Below are 19,927 nucleotides of genomic sequence, written 5' to 3'. Positions count from 1 at the left end.
CACAAAGCCTGGAGGAGACGGAATGAACAGCAGAAAAATGGCCACGGCGGGTGTCGTTGCAGCACTGGCGTTATATGGCGTTGTCGCGCATGCAGCAGAACCCCTGAAGGCCAACGTGATTCACTGGTGGACCTCCGGCGGCGAGTCGGCTGCAATCCGCCAGTTCGCCGATGCATATAACAAGGCCGGTGGCCAGTGGGTCGACAACGCGGTAGCCGGCGCCGATCAGGCGCGCTCCACCGCGATCAATCGGATCGTCGGCGGCGATCCACCCACCGCCGCGCAGTTCAATACCTCCAAACAGTTTCACGACCTGATCGATCAGGGCCTGCTGAACAATGTCGACGACGTTGCCGCGAAAGAAAACTGGAACAGCGTATTCCCGCAGTCGATTCTCGACAGCATCAAGGTGAAGGGCCATTACTACGCCGCGCCGGTCGATATTCACATGCCCGCCTGGTTCTTCTATTCGAAGCCGGTGTTCCAGAAGGCCGGCATTGCCGCCGAGCCGAAAAGCTACGATGAATTCATCGCCGCTCTCGGCAAACTGAAAGCCGCGGGTGTGATCCCGCTCGCACTCGGCGGTCAGCCCTGGCAGGAAAAGATCACGTTCGACGCGGTATTCGCCGACGTCGGCGGTCCCGATCTCTATCTGAAGGTGTACCGCGATCGCGACCAGAACGCGGTCAAGTCCGACGCATTCAAGAAAGTACTCGCGTCGTTCAAGCGCTTGCATGACTTCGTCGATCCGGGCTCGCCTGGCCGCAACTGGAACGATGCCACCGCGCTGGTGATTTCCGGCAAGGCCGGTGTGCAGATCATGGGCGACTGGGCCAAGGGCGAATTCTCGGCGGCCAACCAGACTGCCGGCAAGGACTTCGGCTGCTTCCCGGGTTTCGGTCCGCACTCACCGTATCTAGTCGCGGGCGACGTATTCGTGTTTCCGAAAACCGATAACGCCAACGCGATCAAGGCGCAAAATCTGCTTGCCACGGTGATGACCTCGCCGGCCGCGCAAGTCGCATTCAGCGCGAAGAAAGGCTCGATTCCGATTCGTCCCGACGTGGACGCCAGCAGTCTCGACATCTGCGCGAAGGAGGGCATCGCGATCATGAAGGACAAGTCGCGTCAGTTGCCGAATCCGGAAATGCTGCTCTCGCCTGACACGCAGGGCGCGTTGATCGACGTCATCACGAACTTCTGGAACAAGAACCAGTCGGTCGACGATGCGCAGAAGGCGTTTGCTAGTGCGTTGAAGAGCTAGGCGCTCACCATGCACGCGCTCAAGCTGCCCGCCGCCGGCTCCAGGTCTCGCAAAAGCCCGCTGAAAAAGCCGCTGAAAAAGCGTTTTCCGTTTGCGGTGTGGCTGGCCTTGCTGCCGATGGTCCTGACTGTCGTGTTCGCGTATCTCGGCACGATGGTCTGGACCGCGCGCGTGTCCCTCAGCAACTCACGCACGTTTCCTTCCGGCGACTTCGCGGGCCTCACGCAATACACGCGGCTCTTCAACAACGACCGCTGGTTGCTGTCGCTGCAAAACATCGTGATTTACGGTGCATGTTTCATTGTGGCGTGCATGGTGATCGGTTTGTTGCTGGCGATTTTCATCGACCAGCGCGTGGTGGCGGAAGGCGCGTTGCGTACGGTGTTTCTCTATCCGTATGCGATGTCGTTCGTCGCAACGGGTCTGGTCTGGCAGTGGATTCTTAATCCGCAACTGGGCGCGCAGGCCGTGCTGCACAGACTCGGCTTCGTGCATGCGCGTTTCGACTGGATCGTCGATCAAGACTGGGTGATCTACACCATCGTCATCGCGACGGTGTGGCAGGCCTCCGGCCTCGTGATGGCGCTGTTGCTGGCCGGCTTGCGCGGTATCGACGACGAACTGTGGAAAGCCGCGCGTATCGACGGGATTCCGCGTTGGCGCGTCTATGCGAGCATCGTCGTGCCGATGCTCGGACCGTCCCTCTCTACTGCCTTCGTGCTGCTCTTCGTGATGGTCGTGAAGCTTTACGACGCCGTCGTCGCCATGACGCAAGGCGGCCCCGGCACGGCGAGTGAAGTACCGGCGAAGTTCATCATGGATTATCTGTTCGGCCGCGCGAACATTGGCCTCGCGTCGGCGGCGTCGATCGTGTTGCTGGCCACGGTGCTCGCGATTCTTGCGCCATTCTTCTATGCCCGCAGCCGCGCTGCGTTGAAGAAGGAAGTGTGATGAATACGCTCAGTCCGCCACTGAAGGGCGGCACGCCGAGCCGTACACAGCGGCGCCGGCGGGCTTTTACACCCGCGCGCCTCGGCGTCTACGCGTTCCTGCTCACTGCCGCGTTGTTCTTCCTGTTGCCGCTGTATGTGATGCTCGTCACCTCGGTCAAACCGATGAGCGAGATTCGTCTCGGCAATCTGCTCGCTTTCCCGACGCATTTCACACTCGACGCATGGAGTGCCGCGTGGCAGTCCGCGTGTACCGGGCTCGATTGCAACGGCATCCAGGTCGGCTTCTGGAATTCGGTGCGGATCGTCGTGCCGAGCACGGTGTTGTCGATCGTGATCGGCGCGGTGAACGGCTATGCGCTGTCGTTCTGGCGGCCGCGCGGGGCCGGGCTGCTGTTCGGCGTGCTGCTGATGGGCGCCTTCATTCCCGTGCAGGTGATGGTCTATCCGCTCGTGCGCGTGCTTGCGAGCGTGCGTCTGTTCAGTTCGCTGCCGGGCATCGTGGTGATTCACACCATCTTCGGCATGCCGGTGATGACGCTGCTGTTCCGCAACTACTACGCGTCGATTCCGCAGGAGCTGTTCAAGGCGGCGCGGATCGACGGCGGCGGCTTCTGGCGCATCTTTTTGCAACTCATGCTGCCCATGTCCACGCCGATCATCGTCGTCGCGGTCATCATGCAGGTGACAGGCATCTGGAACGACTTCATTCTCGGCCTCGTGTTCGCCGGTACGAAAAATCTGCCGATGACGGTGCAACTGAACAACATTATCAACACGACGACCGGCGAGAGGCTCTATAACGTCAATATGGCGGCGACCATTCTGACCTCCATGGTGCCGCTAGCGGTCTACTTCATTTCGGGCCGCTGGTTTGTGCGCGGCATTGCGTCCGGCGCCGTCAAGGGATAAGTCAAAGGATAGGGCATGACAAACCTGGCTAATGTGGCAAATGCGGCGGCAAATGCGGCGGCAAATGCGGCGGCAAATCCTGCGGCACATGCGGTGGCAAATGCAGCAGACGCGGTTAATGTAGGAAACGCGGTTAATGTAGGAAACGCGGCGAACCTCGGCAGCGTGGCGGATACAGCGGGTCTATCGAATCCGGCCAATGTCTCGGTACGCAATCTGAAGATCCAGCTCGGCGCGACTACGGTGATCGAGAATCTCGATCTCGACGTGCAGGCAGGCGAGTTCGTCGTGCTGCTCGGCCCATCGGGTTGCGGCAAATCCACTTTGCTGCACAGTATCGCGGGTCTGATCGACGTGACCGACGGCAGCATCGAGATTGCCGGCGAAGACATGACCTGGGCCAACCCGAAAGACCGCCGCATTGCGCTGGTGTTTCAGTCGTACGCGTTGTACCCGACCATGAGCGTCGAGCGTAATCTGTCGTTTGCGTTGCGCATCAACGGCACGCCGAAGGCGGAAATCGAGCGGCGCGTCACGCGGGCGTCCGAGATGTTGCAACTCGGCCCGCTGCTCAAGCGCAAGCCGGCGCAACTATCGGGCGGCCAGCGGCAGCGCGTGGCGATCGGCCGTGCGATTGTGCGCGAAGCCGACGTGTTTCTATTCGACGAGCCGCTGTCCAATCTCGACGCCAAATTGCGCACCGAATTGCGCCGCGAACTCAAGCAACTGCACCAGCGTCTGGGCGCGACGATGATCTACGTGACCCACGATCAGGTCGAAGCGATGACGCTCGCCACGCGCATGGCCGTGATGCGCGGCGGCGTGATCCAGCAGTTCGGCACGCCCGCCGAAGTCTATGCACGGCCGAACAATCTGTTCGTCGCGACTTTTCTGGGCTCGCCCGCGATGAACGTACTCAAGGGCACGCTGGAAGCCCGCGAGGGCTCGCTATACTTTTGTACGGCGCATTTGCGATTCGACGTATCGCAATACCCGTTTAGAAACGCTCCCGCGGATCGTACGCCTTGCCTGCTCGGCGTACGGGCCGAAGACGTGCACGTGGGCGAGAGTTCGAGCCCGACAATGACCGGGCGCGCGACCATTTCACTGGTCGAGCCGATGGGCAACCACCGCGTCGTCTGGCTCGACTATCATGGAGTGCAAATCGCGTCGATCGACCAGACGAAAACGCCGGTGGCGATAGGGGATGCCGCGACGTTCTCGTTCGACGGCGCACATATTTCGCTGTTCGACGAAGAAGGCGACGCGCGTCTATAGTGATCGCATGAAGCGTCGTTGAATACAACAAAAGGCTTGACGGAGAACCGCGTGGCAACACTCAAAGATGTCGCGGCACTGGCTGGCGTCGGCATGTCGACCGCGTCGCGAGCCATTTCCGGCAAGGGGCCCATTTCAGCCGATGCCGCCGCGCGCGTGAAGGCGGCGATCGAAGCGCTGAATTTCCGGCCGTCGTCCATTGGCCGGGCCATGGCAACGCAATCGCTTGGCATGATCGGCATTTTCGTGCCGACCTTCTTCGGCTCCTACTACGGCACGATTCTCAAGCAGACCGACACTGAGTTGCGCGCAGTGCACCGCCACGTGGTGGTAGCGACGGGCTGCGGGGAAGTGTCGCCGCGCGAGCAGGCCATGGAGGCGGTGCGTTTTCTGATCGGCCGCGATTGCGACGGCGTGGTGGTGATCAGCCACGATCTGCACGACGACGATCTGGACATGCTGCATCGCATGCATCCGAAGATGGTATTTCTGAATCGCGCGTTCGATCAGTTGCCCGAGGCGTCGTTCTGCGCGGATCACCGGCGCGGCGGAGAACTGGCGGCACGCACGCTGCTCGATCACGGGCATCGGGATATCGCGGTGATTTCCGGGCCGTTCAGCGCCTCAGACAATCAGATCCGGCTCGAAGGCTTCTTTGCCGAACTGGCGCGCGAGGGCATCGCCCGTGAGGACGTCACGCTGATCGAATCGGACTTCTCGCCGGAAGGCGGCTACGCGGCTGCGCAGAAGCTGCTCGATTCGAAGCGGCGCTTCACGGGGCTCTTCTGCGCGAACGACACGATGGCGGTGAGTGTGCTGGCGCGCTTCCACCAGGCGGGCATTGCCGTACCGGACGAAGTCTCGGTGATCGGCTATGACGATGATTATTCAGCCGCCTATGCTGCGCCTGGACTCACCTCTGTACACATCCCGACGGCGGAGTTGACGCAGAACGCGGTGCGCTGGCTGGTCAATCAGTGCTACCGGACCTCGTGGGAGATCTTCCGCGAGTTTCCGGTGAGCGTGACGATGCGGGAATCGGTGGGACCGGCACCCGGGGCTGCCGCTTCATCGAGCAGGATCAAGACGGCCAGTTGCAGTAGCGCTTCGTAGTTTCTTCCCGAAGCGGCATGCAGGTGCGCGCAAGCTACGACGCCGCTCATGAACCGCTTACGCGTTGCGCCGGGGCTGCTCAGGGTTGTCAGGTCCCGCTGCGCAGCGACTGTTCGTAGCGCAGGCGCGCTTCTTCGTCGAGCCGCGTGTCTTCGAGTTCCTGTAGCACGCTTTCGAGATCGATCGGCGTGGTGTCCAGTTCGACCCGGCCGGTCAATTCCACATCCACGTGCAATGCGCCCGCTTCGTATAGCGACCAGATTTCCTTGCCGTAGCTCGAGTCGAGCAAGGCGGGCGCGAAGCGGCCGAAATAGGTGGCGAGGTTGTTTACGTCGCGCTCCAGCATGGCGGGCGCTTCCAGATTGCCCGCGGCGTCCACGGCTTGGGGCAGGTCGATAATCACCGGGCCGTCCGCTGCGAGCAGGATGTTGTATTCGGACAGGTCGCCGTGAATCATGCCGGCGCACAGCATGCGCACCACCTGGTTGAGCAGCAGCGCGTGCAATTCGAGCGCGCGCGCTTCGGTCATCTCGACATCGTTCAGACGCGGCGCGACGTTGCCGTCCGCATCGGTCACCAATTCCATCAGCAATACGCCGTCGGTGCAGATGAAGGGCTGCGGCACGCGCACGCCGGCGTTGGCGAGCTGGAACAGCGCATCCACTTCCGCGTTCTGCCACGCCTGTTCCTGCACTTCGCGGCCATAGCGGCTGCCTTTTTCCATTGCGCGCTGCTGGCGGCTGTTCTTGACCTTGCGGCCTTCGCGATAGGACGCAGCCTGGCGGAAACTGCGCTGTTTGGCATCCTTATAGACCTTCGCGCAGCGGGTGGATTCGCCGCTGCGGACCACGTACACGGTGGCTTCCTTGCCGCTCATCAACTGCGAGATGACTTCGTCAATCAGGCCTTCTTCGACCAGCGGCAGCAGACGTTTGGGTGTTTTCATGCGGCCGCCGTGGGGTGGAGGGCGGCGCAGCGGCCATGGGTGGCGGCTTGCGGGAGCGTAGGGAGGGAAATTCGGATCATGCCGGATTATACGGGGTGCGAGGCCATCTACCGGAACGCCGGCGTGAAGGTGCCCGTTGTGACCGGCACGCCTCGTACACTTCGCTGCCAATCGAAGGCATCAAGCCTGAAAGACGTTCTCCATTCGCTGGATTTCGGGCCGGGACAGATTGAGCGCGGCAGCTTCTTGCCGCCATGGTTTGACGGCGTCTTGAACTTCCGCGACGATGCGACGCGCTTGCCCCTCGTCGATTCGATAAAACTCGGCGGTTTCGAGCGTGGTTTCAAGGCTCGGCAGGGCGCTGATACCGTCCAGCGTGAGCGCGTGTTCTCGCTTGCTCGGGTTTGGATTCATGTCGAACGCCGGCGAGAGCCGCCAGCCGGAGGCCTCGCGAATGAACCCGTGATTACGAAGATGATCGTCCCGGTTTCCCACGAGTACGTTGAAGACGACCCTTCTGAAGAGCTGAGCGAGATCGCCCTCGATATGACCTTGCGCGCCGTTGCCGGCAAGATACTCGGCAATGTCCAGATAGCTTGCGTCCGATTCGCCATCCTGACGTTCGAGCAAGGTCATGGCGGAGGTGTACATGCGCCGGCTGCCTTCACGGCGATCGAATCGTTCGACGCAGAACGTGCCGTAGCGCGCACCGACGTACCTGAGTTCGGACTGCGGCACCCAGATGCCGGCGTTCCTCGCCAACCGGTGCACGATGTATTCCCATGCGCCGATGTCGTAACGGTCGTCTTTCGCGGGGAATTTGGCGATCCAGAGATCGTCGCCGAGGCTGCTGAAGTTGGCTTTCGGGCGAGCGCCGCCGAGCGACGTGCCAGGGGCGATCAGCATGGCGAGCCACTGCTCGTACTCGGGCAGCTTTTCGATATCTGCTTCCTCGATGCGCAGGCTGATATACGCCAGGGTTTCGAGGTCGGTGACCGGCGGCGCGGCGTCGGCGCTGTTGTCGAGAAAATGACCTTCCACGTTCTGAAACCGCAGCGCGCCGACTCTCGTCAGATCGTGGACGCCGAGCAGGAAATCGATTTCCTGCAAATTACGCATGGGCCGGTCTTCGCGATCCGCGGCCGCGGCTTCGCGGCGCTCCATCAGGACGCGGCCCCAGCGATCCGGCGCTGAGTCCATGAAGACGCCGAATGCGGCGGACTTCGCAGGCGGGTATTGTTCGTCGGTCCATAACTCGAGGCGCGGATCGAGCATGAATGCATTGCGCCCGTCTACCCAGCTTTTCGCGTAAGCAAACGATGCAGGCAAGTCGGTGCGTGCAGTCTGGCGATACAAGGTGCCGACCTGTTGCTGGCTGTTCAATTCGGCTGCGTCGAGAAATACCTTGAACGCATCTCGCGGTTTATTGCTGACCATCGGTTTTCTTCGTTTTTCTTGCCGGCCGTTCCGCTTTGATGAGGGCGACGCCGGACGTGTTCGTGCGTGGTTTTCGCTGCCCCGGCAACTTGAGATCCTGCAGCTTGCGCCCGAGTTCGTCGTCGCGGGCGATGGCGTCCATGTCCTTGTCGAGCCCCAACACGCGAAGCGCACGCATGTAGGTGCCGAGCGCGATATTCGGATCGCCTTTCTCAAGGCGGCTCAACGTATCGCGCGAAATGCCCAGGCGCTCCGCGAACAGGACGGTTGGGAGTTCGCGCCGCAGGCGGGCGAGTTTCAGCCGCTCGCCGAGAGCACGCATCTGCTTCTCGACCGACGGAAAGGGGCGCTGAAAGGTGCGGGGCATGTCCGATAGATTAGGCAAATATTGAAGTTATGTCAAAAATATCGGACAAAACACTAGATCCGGAACTCGAAAATCGTTGTCGACGGTACATAAATTGAATTGAAGTGTCCGATACTTTAGGCAAAATATGCGTTTTTGACTGAAATATCGGACATATTGAGGCATGAAATAGCCCTGCGCGCAGGCCTCGCGTCAGTGTCGGGCCGTAATGCACCGCAACAATGTTTTGCGTTTTCCTTCATTCATTTCGCATGCCAATCGCTTAAAATTGTCCGTAACAATTTGTTACGGGGTGTGAGATGTTGGCCGTATTCATCATTGCCTGTCCGATCTGCATCGCTGCGTTGTTCGGTTTTGCGCGGCACGTGGATCCGCTGACTGGGCAGTTCAGGCGTTAAATCAAAATAGAACGATTCGGGTTCAGCTATGCCGCGGGAATGACTGGCAGGTCCTGGCGATCTTCTTCAGCTGGGCGCACGCTCCAGCCTTGCCTTTATGTGCCGAGTCGCGGCACGATGCGCGATAACCTAAGTTTTGGGCAGCATCGCGCATGCGAGATTTTCTGGCAAACATCACGACGCGCCTTGGCGTACTGAAAGGCGTGCTTCCTTTGAGCCGTGCCGCGGCGGCGCGCGACGCGCTGGCCGGCGTGCAACTGGCGTCGATGGATATTCCGCAAGTGCTCGGCTATGCGCGCATTGCGGGCATGCCTGCCGTTACGGGGCTTTACACCGTCTTTCTGCCGCTTATCGCGTTCGCGTTCTTCGGCGCATCGCGGCACCTCGTGGTGGCTGCCGACTCCGCCACCGCGACCATTTTCGCAAGCCGCCTCTCGACCATGGCGCCGGCTTCGAGCGCCGACTATGCGGCGCTCGCCGGGATGGTCGCCTTGCTCACCGCCGCGCTTCTCCTCATCGCGCGGATCTTCAAACTCGGTTTTCTTGCTGACTTTCTCTCGCGCACGGTGCTGGTCGGCTTTCTCGCCGGCGTCGGCGTTCAGGTCGGCATCGCCATGCTGGGCGACATGCTCGGCTTGTCCGGGCATGCCGCGAGCAGCATCGCCCAACTCGCGCTGGTGGCGCGCGATGTCGCGCGGATCGACCTGCCGACGCTCGCTATTTCCGCGCTGGTAGTGGTCTCCATTCTGGCTTGCAAGCGCTTTTTGCCGCGCGTGCCGGTACCCCTGATCGCGGTGGTGGCGGGCATTGCAGCGAGCGATATCTACGGCTTCGCCGCGCACGGCATTTCTGTACTCGGCCCGGTGGCGGGCGGCCTGCCGCCGTTGCGCATGCCGTCGGTCACGTGGCAGCAGGTGCTCGATCTGCTGCCGGTCGCCGCCTCATGTTTCGTGATGATCGTTGCGCAAAGCGCCGCCGCGAGCCGCGTATTCGCCGAGCATTACCACGAAACCGTCGATACCAACGCCGATCTGTTGGGGATTGCCGCCGCCAACGCCGCGGCGGCGTTTTCGGGCGCGTTCGTGGTGAACGGCAGTCCGACGCAAACCGCCATGGCCGATCGCGCGGGTACGCGCAGCCAGTTCGCGCAGATCGTATTCGCGGCGGTGGTGGTCGTGGTGTTGCTGTTTTTCAGCCGATTTTTGCAGTACCTGCCGCACTGCATTCTGGCCAGCATCGTGTTTACGATCGCCGTCGGCCTGATCAATCTGAAAACGCTGTTTTCGATTCGCCGCGAAAGTCCCGGTGAATTCGCGCTGGCGGTGTTCACCGCGGCGGCCGTGGTGTTGATCGGTGTCGAGCACGGCATTCTGGTGGCGGTGGCGTTATCGCTGCTGCGACATGTGCGGCACAGTTACCGGCCGCACACCATGATTCTCGTGCCCGGCGAAGACGGCATCTGGGTACCGGTGCCGGCCGTGCCCGGACTTCAGACCGCGCCCGGCCTGATCGTCTATCGCTTCGGCGCCGATCTGTTCTATGCGAACGACCACTTTTTCGTCGACGACGCCCGCCGTCTGATCGAGCAGGCGCCGGGCGCGGTGCGCTGGTTCGTGATCGACGCGAGCGCGATCACCGACCTCGACTATTCGGCGGCGCGTTCGGTCGGCGAGTTGTGCGAGATGCTCAAGCACAGCGGCGTCGAAGTGATTTTCGCGCGCGTGAACCGCTATTTACGCTCGGATATGGACCGGCATGGAATCACGCCGGTCGTCGAAACAAGATGTATTTTCGGCACCCTGCATGAGGCGCTGCGCATGGCAGGCGTGGAGCAGCCCGGTGCGCATGTTAAAGATCCGTTGTAACTGCCTGTTTAGCGGGGGCGTGGCGGATGGCTTCAGGACTGCGGCTCTTCGTCGGCAAAGAAGTAGGCGATAAAAAAACATGCGCCGGCCAGCAGCGCGCCAAGCACGGCCACGGTATAGGCGAGCGCCGTTCCGTGCCATAGACCGTCGAACCACTGATGAAGCTGCGCCATCACCACCGCTGCGTTGCCGCCGATGCGCTGCAATTCGATCTGATAGCGCGGGTCCGCGATACTGTACATGGAGACGGCGCTGTCCGGCGCCGGCGTCATCGCATAGATGATCGCCGCGGCGATCAGGCCGGCGACCAGCACGACGGCGCCCGCCAGATAAAGCCGTCGTTGTAGTGGCGAGCGCTTTGCTGCCGGATTCAGGTCATTGCTACCGCTCATCGTGTTCGCGTGTCCGCTCGAGTCATCAGGCTGACAGTATCGCAGAGCGGTCGCGGCTCTAAGGCACGCCTAGCTTTTCGACGTCAGCAGTTTGATCCCGGCGATGCCGAACATGATCGCGAGCGTGCCGTCCAGCCAGCGACGGATCGCGACGTAGATGCGCCGTGCGGACACAGTTGAAAACAGTACTGCGTAGCTGCTGAACACGGATACGCCGATCGCCATGCAGCCAAGCACCACCGGCGCGGTGTGCGACGTGCCGCTCGCCGGCGACAGGGCCAGCGAAACGATCGAGAGCCACACCAGAATCGCCTTCGGATTGGTGAGATGCAGCAGCAGGCCGCGCAGGTAGAGCCGCTTGAGCGGCTCGCCTTCGCGTGCGGCTTGGGTGGGCAGCTTTTCCGCGCTGAATGCGGAGCGCGCGGATTTGAAGCCTAGCCACAGCAGATAAAGTCCGCCGGCAATCCTGATCGCCACCAGACATTCCGAGTAAGTGGCGAGTACCGCCGACAAGCCCAGCGACGCCAGTAACGCCCAGAAAAACGAGCCGGACACCACGCCGAGCGCGAAGGTCAACGCGGATTTCCGGCCGGCACTCATAGCGAGCGACATGATCGCAAGATTGCTCGGCCCCGGACTCGCCGTGCCGACGAAATAGGCGCTATAGGCGATCAGGACATCGGCGGTGAGAAATGTGCTGGCGGTCATGGGCTTGTTGAAAATCTGGGTGGCAGCAAACCGTGCCGCTCGAAACGGTACGGGTCAAAAGCGCGTATCGATGCGCGAACAACGATTCTGCTCGCCCGCGTGCGAGCCTCACAGATACAGTTGATGGTTTGTGCGGCGGCACAATCGGGGCCACCCCCCCCCAACTCAGCCGCCTCCCGCCCCCGCCGCGCTACCGATGCAATCCGCCAGCGCACTCGCCACCGCCTGGCGGCTATGCCGCGGACGCTGCACGAGGCCGATTTCACGGTGAAACGTCGCGTCGCCGAGTTCGAGCGCGGTGACGTTGGCGGGCCACTTGCCGAGTCCCGCCGTATTCGGAATGAGCGCCACGCCGATGCCGCGCGCGACCAGTTGCGCGATACCCTGCAACTCGTCCAGCTCGATCACGTCTTGCACATTCAGTCGCGCACGCCGTAAAAAGCGGTCCACCAGCCTACCGCCGAACGATCCGCGGTCGTAGCGGATGAATGGTTCGCTCCTGAGCAGCTCGCGCCATGACCGCTTGCCACGCGCAAGCGCTTTCGGCACCAGCAGCACGAACGGTTCGGTGACGAGCGTGCGCCATTCGAGTTCAGAGGGCAGTGCGAATGGCGGTTTGATGATGACGGCGAGATCGAGCTCCCCCGCGTCTACCTGTCCGAGCAAACCCAGTGACACGCCTGGCACGACGCGAATCCGCCAGCCGGGCCGGGCGTCGCGAAAGCGGGCTAGCGCGTCGACGAGAAACGACACTTGCGCGGACGCAATCGCGCCCACTCGCAGCATGCCGCTTTCCGCCGCGCCTGCGCCGCGTTCCGAGAGCCGGCTGTACAGCGTCATCATTTCTTCGGCGAGTGTGAGCGTTTCGCGGCCGGCGTCGTTGAGCGTGGCGGAGCGGCCAGTGCGATCGAACAGCGCGAAGCCGAGCTCCTCTTCGAGCCGCTGCATCTGCGCACTCACGGCGGATTGTGTGAGACCGATGCGCGCTCCCGCACCGGAAAACGTGCCGGACTGGCTGACGGCGATAAAGGTCTTGAGTTCGTTGAGCATCGTCGATTGATCGATTATGGTGTTGGTCAGCTCAAATATATATCGTTTTTCATCATTTTTAGTCATGGTTAAAATTTGCCTCACGCGTGCGCCTTCCTGAACCGCTTCATGGAACGCTTCATGGACCGACACGCGAGCCCACTTTCCTTTCTGTGAGTTTTCCCATCATGAGCGTTGCTGAAACCGTTTTGCCGCCGTTCCATCTGGCGTTTCCTGTGCATAGCATTGCCGCCGCACGCGAGTTCTACGGCGAGCTGCTCGGCTGTCCGGAAGGGCGGAGCGCACCGGACTGGGTCGACTTCAACTTCTACGGCCATCAGATCGTCGCGCATCTCGCGCCTGAGGAAACCGGCCATCGGCAGACCAGCAAGGTCGACGGCGACGCGGTGCCGGTGCGCCACTTCGGCGCGGTGCTTTCGATGGAGCAATGGCAGAGCGCGGCGGACAAGCTGCAAAAGGCCGGCATCGACTTCATCATCGAACCGCATGTGCGCTTCAAGGGCGAGGTCGGCGAACAGGCGACGATGTTCTTCCTCGACCCGTCGGGCAACGCGCTGGAATTCAAGGCGTTTGCGAATATGTCGTCGTTGTTTGCGAAGTGATGCCGGCGCCGGGAGGTTGGCCGAACACGGTAAGTGGACGCTGACTACCTGGCTGCGACTTTCACGCAAGTCCTTTGCACGATGCAAATCCGGGCGTAAGGTATTTGCATTACGCAATTAAATCTAAAGGTATCTCTCGCGGTATGACAGCGAGACATGCCTTTGGTAATTCCATTAAAAGCGTGCATCTCCCTGCTATCAAACGTTTGCGTCCTACGACTCAGCCGGCGTTTGAAACACCAGCAAGGCTTACATTAGCCTTCCTGACAATTTCGCCATTTTGGCGACATGTACGTGTTGGCGCTATCGATTTAGCATAAGCACTGTTTCACCGGGGGAGGCGCGGGCATGAGTTCCGGCAAACATGTGCGCATGTCTGCCGGCTTCAGCATATCGACTGCTGAAACAGCGCGACCGTCCAGTCACGGCGATTCAATTCCTTTCGGCATTCTCTCGGGCGCGTTTCATGTGGATCGTCAACGTTGCGCTTAAGCGGCCATACACGTTCATCGTGATGGCCATTCTGATCTTGCTGGCGACGCCATTCGTGCTGTTCACCACGCCGGTCGACGTGCTGCCGGAAATCAATATTCCGGTGGTCAGCATCATCTGGAGTTACACGGGCTTGTCGGCCGAAGACATGGCCAACCGTATCGCGTCGGGCAACGAACGCGGCCTGACCACCACGGTCAACAACATCGAGCACATCGAATCGCAGTCGCTTGCCGGCATCTCGATTCTCAAGGTGTTCCTGCAGCCGGACGCGAACATCCAGACCGCGATCGCGCAGGTGGTGGCCGTCGAACAGGCGCAGCTCAAACAGGCGCCACCAGGCGCGACACCGCCGTTGGTGATCAGCTACTCGGCCTCCAGCATCCCGGTGATCCAGCTCGGTTTGTCGAGTCCGAAACTGTCGGAGCAGGCGCTCAACGACACCGCGCTGAACTTCCTGCGTCCGCAACTCGTGACGATTCCGGGTGCAGCCGTGCCGTATCCATACGGCGGCAAAGCGCGTCTGATCTCGGTCGATCTCGACACGCGCGCGTTGCTGGCAAAAGGGCTGACGCCTTCGGACGTGGTCAATGCGTTCAATGCGCAAAACCTGATTTTGCCGACCGGCACGGCCAAGATCGGGCCGAAGGAATACACGATCAATATGAACGGCTCGCCTCCCACGCTGGACGGTCTGAACGACATCCCGGTGCGTACGCTCAACGGCGCGACGACGTATCTGCGCGAGGTTGCCCATGTGCGCGACGGCTTCTCGCCGCAGACCAATATCGTGCGGCAGGACGGCCGGCGCGGCGTGCTGATGTCAGTGCTGAAGAACGGCAATGCCTCGACGCTGGCGATCGTGGACAGGCTGAAGGACTTGCTGCCGGGCGCGCGCGCCGCGTTGCCGCCTGACCTGCACATTACCGCGTTGTTCGATCAGTCGGTGTTCGTGAAAGCGGCGGTGCAGGGCGTGGTGCGTGAAGCACTGGTCGCCGCCGTGCTGACCGCCGCGATGATTCTGCTGTTCCTCGGCAATTGGCGCAGCACCTGCATCATCGCGATCTCGATTCCGCTGTCGATTCTGTCCTCGCTGATCGCGCTGCACGCGCTCGGGCAAACCATCAACATCATGACGCTCGGCGGCCTTGCGCTGGCGGTCGGGATTCTAGTGGACGATGCGACGGTGACGATCGAGAACATCGAACGGCATCTGCATATGGGCACCAATCTGCACGATGCGATTCTCGAAGGCGCCGGTGAAATCGCGGTTCCCGCGCTGGTTTCGACACTGTGTATCTGTATCGTGTTCGTGCCGATGTTCTTCCTGACGGGCGTCGCGCGTTACCTGTTCGTGCCGCTCGCCGAAGCGGTGGTGTTCGCGATGCTCGCCTCGTACGTTCTGTCGCGCACGCTGGTGCCGACTATGGCGATGCTGCTGATGGGCCACGCGCACAAGCCGAAGGCCGGTGCCAGGCCGAATCTGTTCATGCGGCTCTATCATCGCTTCGACGCCGGTTTCGAGCGCATGCGCGCCGCGTACATCATGATTCTCAGCAGTGTGCTGGTGCGCCGGGGCCGCTTCGGCAGTCTGTTTCTCGCGTTCTGCGTGGTCTCGATGGGACTGGTTTTCGTGCTCGGCGAGGACTTCTTTCCGAGCGTCGACGCGGGCGACATTCGTCTGCACATGCGTGCGCCGACCGGCACGCGCATCGAGGAAACCGCGCGTCTTGCCGACGAAGTCGAGAAGGTGATTCGCGAGGTCATACCGGCCGACGAACTCGGCACGATCCTCGACAACCTCGGCTTACCGTATAGCGGTATCAATCTTTCGTACAGCAACTCGGGCACGATCGGTACGCTCGACGGCGAGATTCAGCTGGCCTTGAACGAGAACCACAAGCCGACGCAACTCTACATGGACAAACTGCGCGCGATCCTGCCGCAGCGTTTTCCGGGCGTCGAGTTCTTCTTTCAGCCGGCCGACATCGTCACGCAGATTCTCAACTTCGGCCTGCCCGCCGCGGTGGACGTACAGATTTCCGGCGCGAACCCGGAGGGCAACTTCGACGTTGCGCGCAAACTGCTGAAACAGGTGCGGCTGATTCCCGGTACGGTGGACGCCCACATCCAGCAAAAGCTGGACGAACCGGCGATCAATCTTCAGATGGATCGCACCCGCCTGCAGCAACTCAATCTGAGCGCGAGCAACGTGGCGCAAAACGTGCTCATTTCCCTGTCGGGCAGCTCGCAGACTTCGCCGGGTTTCTGGTTCAACAACAGGAACGGCGTCGAATACAGCGTCGCGGTGCAAACGCCGCAGTATCAGATAACGTCGATCGATGAGTTGTTGCGCACGCCGGTGTCGGGCTCGGCCAACGGACCGACGCAACTGCTCGGCAATCTGGTGCGGGTCTCGCCGCAGACTCAGTTCGCGGAAGTCACCCACTACAACATCCGGCCCGTGATCGACCTGTATGTGAGCGTCGAGAAGCGCGACCTGGGCAGCGTGGCGAATCAGGTCGACAAACTGGTGAATAACGCGCGGGCCTCGCTGCCGCGCGGCAGTCAGATCACCGTGCGCGGCCAGGTGCAGACCATGCGCAGTTCGTTCTTCGGTCTCGGTCTGGGCGTGGCGATGGCGATCGTGCTCGTGTACTTGCTGATCGTGGTGAATTTCCAGTCGTGGGTCGATCCGCTGATCATCATCAGTGCGTTGCCGGCGGCGCTGGCGGGCATCGTGTGGATGCTGTTTCTGACCGGCACGCATTTGAGCGTGCCGGCCTTGACCGGCGCGATCATGACGATGGGCGTCGCTACCGCCAACAGTATTTTGATGGTGTCGTTCGCGCGCCAGCGGCTCTCCGCCGGTGCACCGCCGTTGACGGCCGCGCTCGAGGCCGGTGCCAGCCGGATCAGGCCGGTGCTGATGACTGCGTTCGCCATGATCATCGGCATGATTCCGATGGCGCTCGGGCTGGGCGAGGGCGCTGAGCAGAATGCGCCGCTCGGCCGCGCGGTGATCGGTGGCTTGCTGTTCGCCACTGTGTCCACGCTGTTTTTCGTGCCGCTGGTGTTCGCGGGCATTCATACCCGCCTGGCGCGCCGCCATCGCGACGATGACGACACGGACACGACAGGCAACCACGGCAACCATGGCGATAGCGGCGGCCACGGCAATGACGGCCCCGAGCCGGACCCGGACCACGGCGGCGCAGGCAAGCCCGCGTAACGTTCAATGTAAATGACGGCTGGCTGCACTGGCCGACTGAGATGGCTGACTGAGATGACCGAAAAAACTCATGCATCGCTGGCGATTCCCGCGCGAGAGACTGAAGGTGGCCACGCCTTGCCGCCGCGCCATCGCGAATGGAAGCGCGCCAAAATCGCCATCTGGCTCGTGCTGGCGCTGCTTGCCGTGGGCGCGTTGCGTACCGTGATCGCGGATATCATGCAAAACCGCTCGGTCGCCGACACGACGAAGCAGAACGCCACGCAGTATGTCAACGTGGTGAGTCCGACGCAAACGGAAGATGGCGGCAACACCCTGTTGCCGGGCACCTTGCGCGGCAATGTTGAATCGCCGATCTACGCGCGCTCCAACGGCTATCTGCTGCACTGGTATGCCGATATCGGCGCGCGCGTGAAGCAGGGGCAACTGCTCGCCGATCTGGATACGCCGGAAATCGATCAGGAACTCGCCCAGGCCTTGGCGCAGCGTCAGCAAACCAGTTCGAGTCTCGGCCTCGCCAAAAGCTCGCTGGAACGCTGGCAGCAACTGCGTCAACGCGATGCGGTTTCGCAGCAGGAACTCGACGAACGGCAAAGCACGTACAGCCAGGACGTCGCCAACCTTGCCGCCGCCGATGCCAATGTGAAACGCCTTCAGCAACTCGAATCGTTCAAGCGCATCGTCGCGCCGTTCGCGGGTGTGGTCACGCAGCGCAACGTCGACGTCGGCGACCTGATCGATGCCGGCAGCGGTACGAGCCGCGCGTTGTTCGCGCTGGCGCAATCGGACCCGTTGCGAGTCTATGTGCAACTGCCGCAGGCGTATGCGCAAAACGTTTCGGTCGGACAGAAGGTGGTGGTCACGCAGGCCGAATTGCCGGACCAGCAGTTCCACGGCACGATCACGCATATCTCCGGCGCGATCGACGTGCCGACCCGCTCGCTGCAAGTCGAAGTGACCTTGCCGAATCCTGACAACAAGTTGCGGCCCGGCGCGTATGTGCAGGTGGCGGTGCCGGCGGTTGCCCATGCGCGCCTGACGGTGCCGGGTAATGCCTTGCTGTTTCGTGCTGAAGGTCCACGTGTCGCGGTGGTGGATGCGAACGGCAATGTGGTGTTGCACAAGATCGTGATCGCGCGGGACCTGGGGCAGTCGCTCGAGATCGAAAGCGGCATCGAGGCGAACGACAAGGTCATCATCAACCCGAGCGATTCGATCGCGGACGGCGATCACGTGCAGATCACACAGCCGCAGAAAGACGGCAAGGGGGCGTCGTGATCGCGAAGCAGGCGGGCGCTCGTCGGGCAGCCACGATACGCACGGCACAAGGGGCGTTGGCCGCCGCCGCGAGCGCGGCCTTGCTGGCGGCGTGCACAGTCGGCCCGGACTATCAGCGGCCGCAAGCCGAAGTGCCGCCCAGCTGGCAAACCGATTCGTACTGGCGGGTCGCCGTTCCGTCGCATGCGCCGATCTCGCCGGACTGGTGGAGCACGTTCCGCGATCCGACGCTCGGCACGCTGGAAACGCAGGCGCTCGCACAGAATCAGACGCTGGCGGCGGCTAGCGCGCACTACGAGCAGTCCAGGGCCACACTCGCGAATACGCGCGCTCAGCAGATTCCCGAAGTCGATGCGGCCGCGGCGGCATCGCGCTTCAGAATCTCCAGTGACCGCCCGCTCACGAATTACGCCACGCCGACGCAGTCGACCGTACAGAACAATCTGCAACTCGGTCCGACGATCAACTACGACACCGATCTATTCGGCCGGATACGCCGTGAGGTGGAAGGCGCCGCCGCCTCCGCGCAGCAATCGGCCGACGACCTCGCCAACGCACGGCTCGTCCTGACCACCGATCTCGCCACCGACTATTTCTCGCTGCGTGAGCTCGACGCCGAGATCGATGTGCTGAATCAATCGGTGAAACTGCAGCAAAAGGCGCTCGATTACGTGACGACCGAGCACGATCTCGGCTCGGTCTCCGGGCTCGACGTGTTGCAGCAGAAGTCGCTACTCGATTCGACCCGCGTGCAGGCGCAGCTGCTGCTGAATCAGCGCGCGCAGTTCGAACATGCGATTGCCGCGCTGGTGGGCGTGCCCGCGCCGCAATTCGCGATCGAACCCAAAGTGCTCGACGTGCAGGTGCCGTCGATTCCGCTTGGGCTACCGAGCGACGTCTTGCAACGCCGCCCGGATATCGCATCGGCGGAGCGCGCGATGGCCGCGGCGAACGCGCAGATCGGCGTTGCCAAGGCGGCCTTCTTTCCGAGCCTGACGTTGACCCCGAGCATCGGCTGGGAAACCACCCAGTTCGCCAGCCTGCTGAGCGCGCCCACGCTGATGTGGACGCTGGGCGCGGCCGTCGGCCAGGTGCTGTTCGACGGCGGCCGCCGCGCGGCGAATGTCCAGTTCGCCAGCGAAGGCTACAAGGTGACCGAGGCGAACTACCGGCAAACCGTGCTCAATGCGTTCCAGCAGGTGCAGGACGGCATCACCGGTCTGTCCGTGCTCGACGGCGCGTCGAAGCAGTCGCACGAGGCGGTGATCGACGCCCAGCATTTGTTGTCGCTCGCCAACGACCGCTATTCGGGCGGCCTTGTCGCGTATCTCGACGTCATCACCGCGCAGCAGTCGCTGCTCACCAGCGAGCGGCAGGACGTGCAGATCCACGGCCAGCAGATGACGTTGTCGGTGTCACTGGTGAAGGCACTGGGCGGCGGTTGGGACGTCGGCACGGACGTTTCGGGCGCGCAGTCGCGCGGCAATACAACGGGCACGGCAAACGCAGCCTACACCGCAAACGCAGCGAACACCGCAAACGCAGCCAACACCGCGAACGCAGCCAACACCGCGAACATAGCGACCGCCGCGAACATAGCTAACACGAAGGAGGCGATGACTCCCGCGAAGTGAGTCACCCGA

The 19,927-nt window shown here is 62.0% G+C and carries 16 protein-coding genes; 10 read left to right on the top strand and 6 right to left on the bottom strand.

Annotated features, from left to right (window positions below):
• The first annotated feature begins 22 nt into the window (after positions 1-22).
• From P0D84_RS32780 to P0D84_RS32760, 5 genes are read left to right on the top strand one after another with little or no spacing between them, the layout of a single operon-like run.
• On the top strand, positions 23-1,264 hold the full coding sequence (locus P0D84_RS32780) for an ABC transporter substrate-binding protein (protein WP_408343553.1): 1,242 nt from the start codon (positions 23-25) through the stop codon (positions 1,262-1,264).
• Between the two features lie 9 nt (positions 1,265-1,273).
• Complete coding sequence (locus P0D84_RS32775; protein ID WP_408343551.1) at positions 1,274-2,215, top strand: carbohydrate ABC transporter permease; 942 nt, start codon at positions 1,274-1,276, stop codon at positions 2,213-2,215.
• Entirely contained in the window at positions 2,215-3,126 is a 912-nt protein-coding gene (locus P0D84_RS32770) for a carbohydrate ABC transporter permease (protein ID WP_408343549.1), read from the top strand. The genes P0D84_RS32775 and P0D84_RS32770 overlap by 1 nt, the downstream gene beginning before the upstream one ends.
• 15 nt (positions 3,127-3,141) lie before the next feature.
• A complete protein-coding gene (locus P0D84_RS32765) occupies positions 3,142-4,404 on the top strand; it encodes an ABC transporter ATP-binding protein (RefSeq protein WP_408343546.1) in 1,263 nt (420 codons plus the stop codon).
• Positions 4,405-4,455: 51 nt separating this feature from the next.
• Complete coding sequence (locus P0D84_RS32760; RefSeq protein WP_408343544.1) at positions 4,456-5,517, top strand: LacI family DNA-binding transcriptional regulator; 1,062 nt, start codon at positions 4,456-4,458, stop codon at positions 5,515-5,517.
• Positions 5,518-5,605: 88 nt separating this feature from the next.
• Here the strand turns inward: P0D84_RS32760 and P0D84_RS32755 are convergent, their stop codons facing one another.
• The 3 genes from P0D84_RS32755 to P0D84_RS32745 form a co-directional block, all read right to left on the bottom strand.
• Positions 5,606-6,463: a PA4780 family RIO1-like protein kinase gene (locus P0D84_RS32755; protein WP_408343542.1), complete on the bottom strand. Its 858-nt coding sequence runs from the start codon at positions 6,461-6,463 to the stop codon at positions 5,606-5,608.
• A 180-nt stretch (positions 6,464-6,643) separates the two neighbouring features.
• Positions 6,644-7,900, bottom strand: a complete 1,257-nt coding sequence (locus P0D84_RS32750) for a type II toxin-antitoxin system HipA family toxin (protein WP_408343540.1) — start codon at positions 7,898-7,900, stop codon at positions 6,644-6,646.
• Positions 7,887-8,222 carry a helix-turn-helix domain-containing protein gene (locus P0D84_RS32745; RefSeq protein WP_408343538.1) on the bottom strand — a complete coding sequence of 112 codons (336 nt, stop codon included), beginning with the start codon at positions 8,220-8,222 and terminating at the stop codon, positions 7,887-7,889. Before P0D84_RS32745 ends, P0D84_RS32750 begins: the two co-directional genes overlap by 14 nt.
• A 595-nt stretch (positions 8,223-8,817) precedes the next feature.
• Between P0D84_RS32745 and P0D84_RS32740 the strand changes: the two genes are divergently transcribed.
• Complete coding sequence (locus P0D84_RS32740; protein ID WP_408343536.1) at positions 8,818-10,530, top strand: SulP family inorganic anion transporter; 1,713 nt, start codon at positions 8,818-8,820, stop codon at positions 10,528-10,530.
• A 32-nt stretch (positions 10,531-10,562) separates the two neighbouring features.
• Here the strand turns inward: P0D84_RS32740 and P0D84_RS32735 are convergent, their stop codons facing one another.
• The 3 genes from P0D84_RS32735 to P0D84_RS32725 form a co-directional block, all read right to left on the bottom strand.
• A complete protein-coding gene (locus P0D84_RS32735) occupies positions 10,563-10,922 on the bottom strand; it encodes a hypothetical protein (protein WP_408343534.1) in 360 nt (119 codons plus the stop codon).
• 69 nt (positions 10,923-10,991) lie between these two features.
• Positions 10,992-11,630 (bottom strand): LysE family translocator, encoded by a 639-nt coding sequence (locus P0D84_RS32730; RefSeq protein ID WP_408343532.1) that lies wholly within the window; start codon positions 11,628-11,630, stop codon positions 10,992-10,994.
• Between the two features lie 165 nt (positions 11,631-11,795).
• Positions 11,796-12,680, bottom strand: coding sequence for a LysR family transcriptional regulator (locus P0D84_RS32725; RefSeq protein ID WP_408346208.1), 885 nt, complete (start codon positions 12,678-12,680; stop codon positions 11,796-11,798).
• Positions 12,681-12,847: 167 nt separating this feature from the next.
• On the opposite strand from P0D84_RS32725, the gene P0D84_RS32720 reads away from it, so the two are divergent.
• The 4 genes from P0D84_RS32720 to P0D84_RS32705 all read left to right on the top strand — a co-directional run bounded on the left by P0D84_RS32720 (position 12,848) and on the right by P0D84_RS32705 (position 19,918).
• A complete protein-coding gene (locus P0D84_RS32720) occupies positions 12,848-13,282 on the top strand; it encodes a VOC family protein (RefSeq protein ID WP_408343530.1) in 435 nt (144 codons plus the stop codon).
• 466 nt (positions 13,283-13,748) lie between these two features.
• Complete coding sequence (locus P0D84_RS32715) at positions 13,749-17,006, top strand: efflux RND transporter permease subunit (protein ID WP_408343528.1); 3,258 nt, start codon at positions 13,749-13,751, stop codon at positions 17,004-17,006.
• Between the two features lie 54 nt (positions 17,007-17,060).
• Positions 17,061-18,284 (top strand): efflux RND transporter periplasmic adaptor subunit, encoded by a 1,224-nt coding sequence (locus tag P0D84_RS32710; RefSeq protein WP_408343526.1) that lies wholly within the window; start codon positions 17,061-17,063, stop codon positions 18,282-18,284.
• Positions 18,281-19,918, top strand: a complete 1,638-nt coding sequence (locus P0D84_RS32705; protein WP_408343524.1) for an efflux transporter outer membrane subunit — start codon at positions 18,281-18,283, stop codon at positions 19,916-19,918. Before P0D84_RS32710 ends, P0D84_RS32705 begins: the two co-directional genes overlap by 4 nt.
• Positions 19,919-19,927 lie beyond the last annotated feature (9 nt).

Origin of the sequence: Paraburkholderia sp. RL17-337-BIB-A, assembly GCF_046025895.1 — a bacterium.
In the GTDB taxonomy this organism is placed as follows: domain Bacteria; phylum Pseudomonadota; class Gammaproteobacteria; order Burkholderiales; family Burkholderiaceae; genus Paraburkholderia; species Paraburkholderia fungorum_C.
Note: the sequence above shows the minus strand (reverse complement) of the source record. Positions and strands in the feature narration are given on the sequence as shown.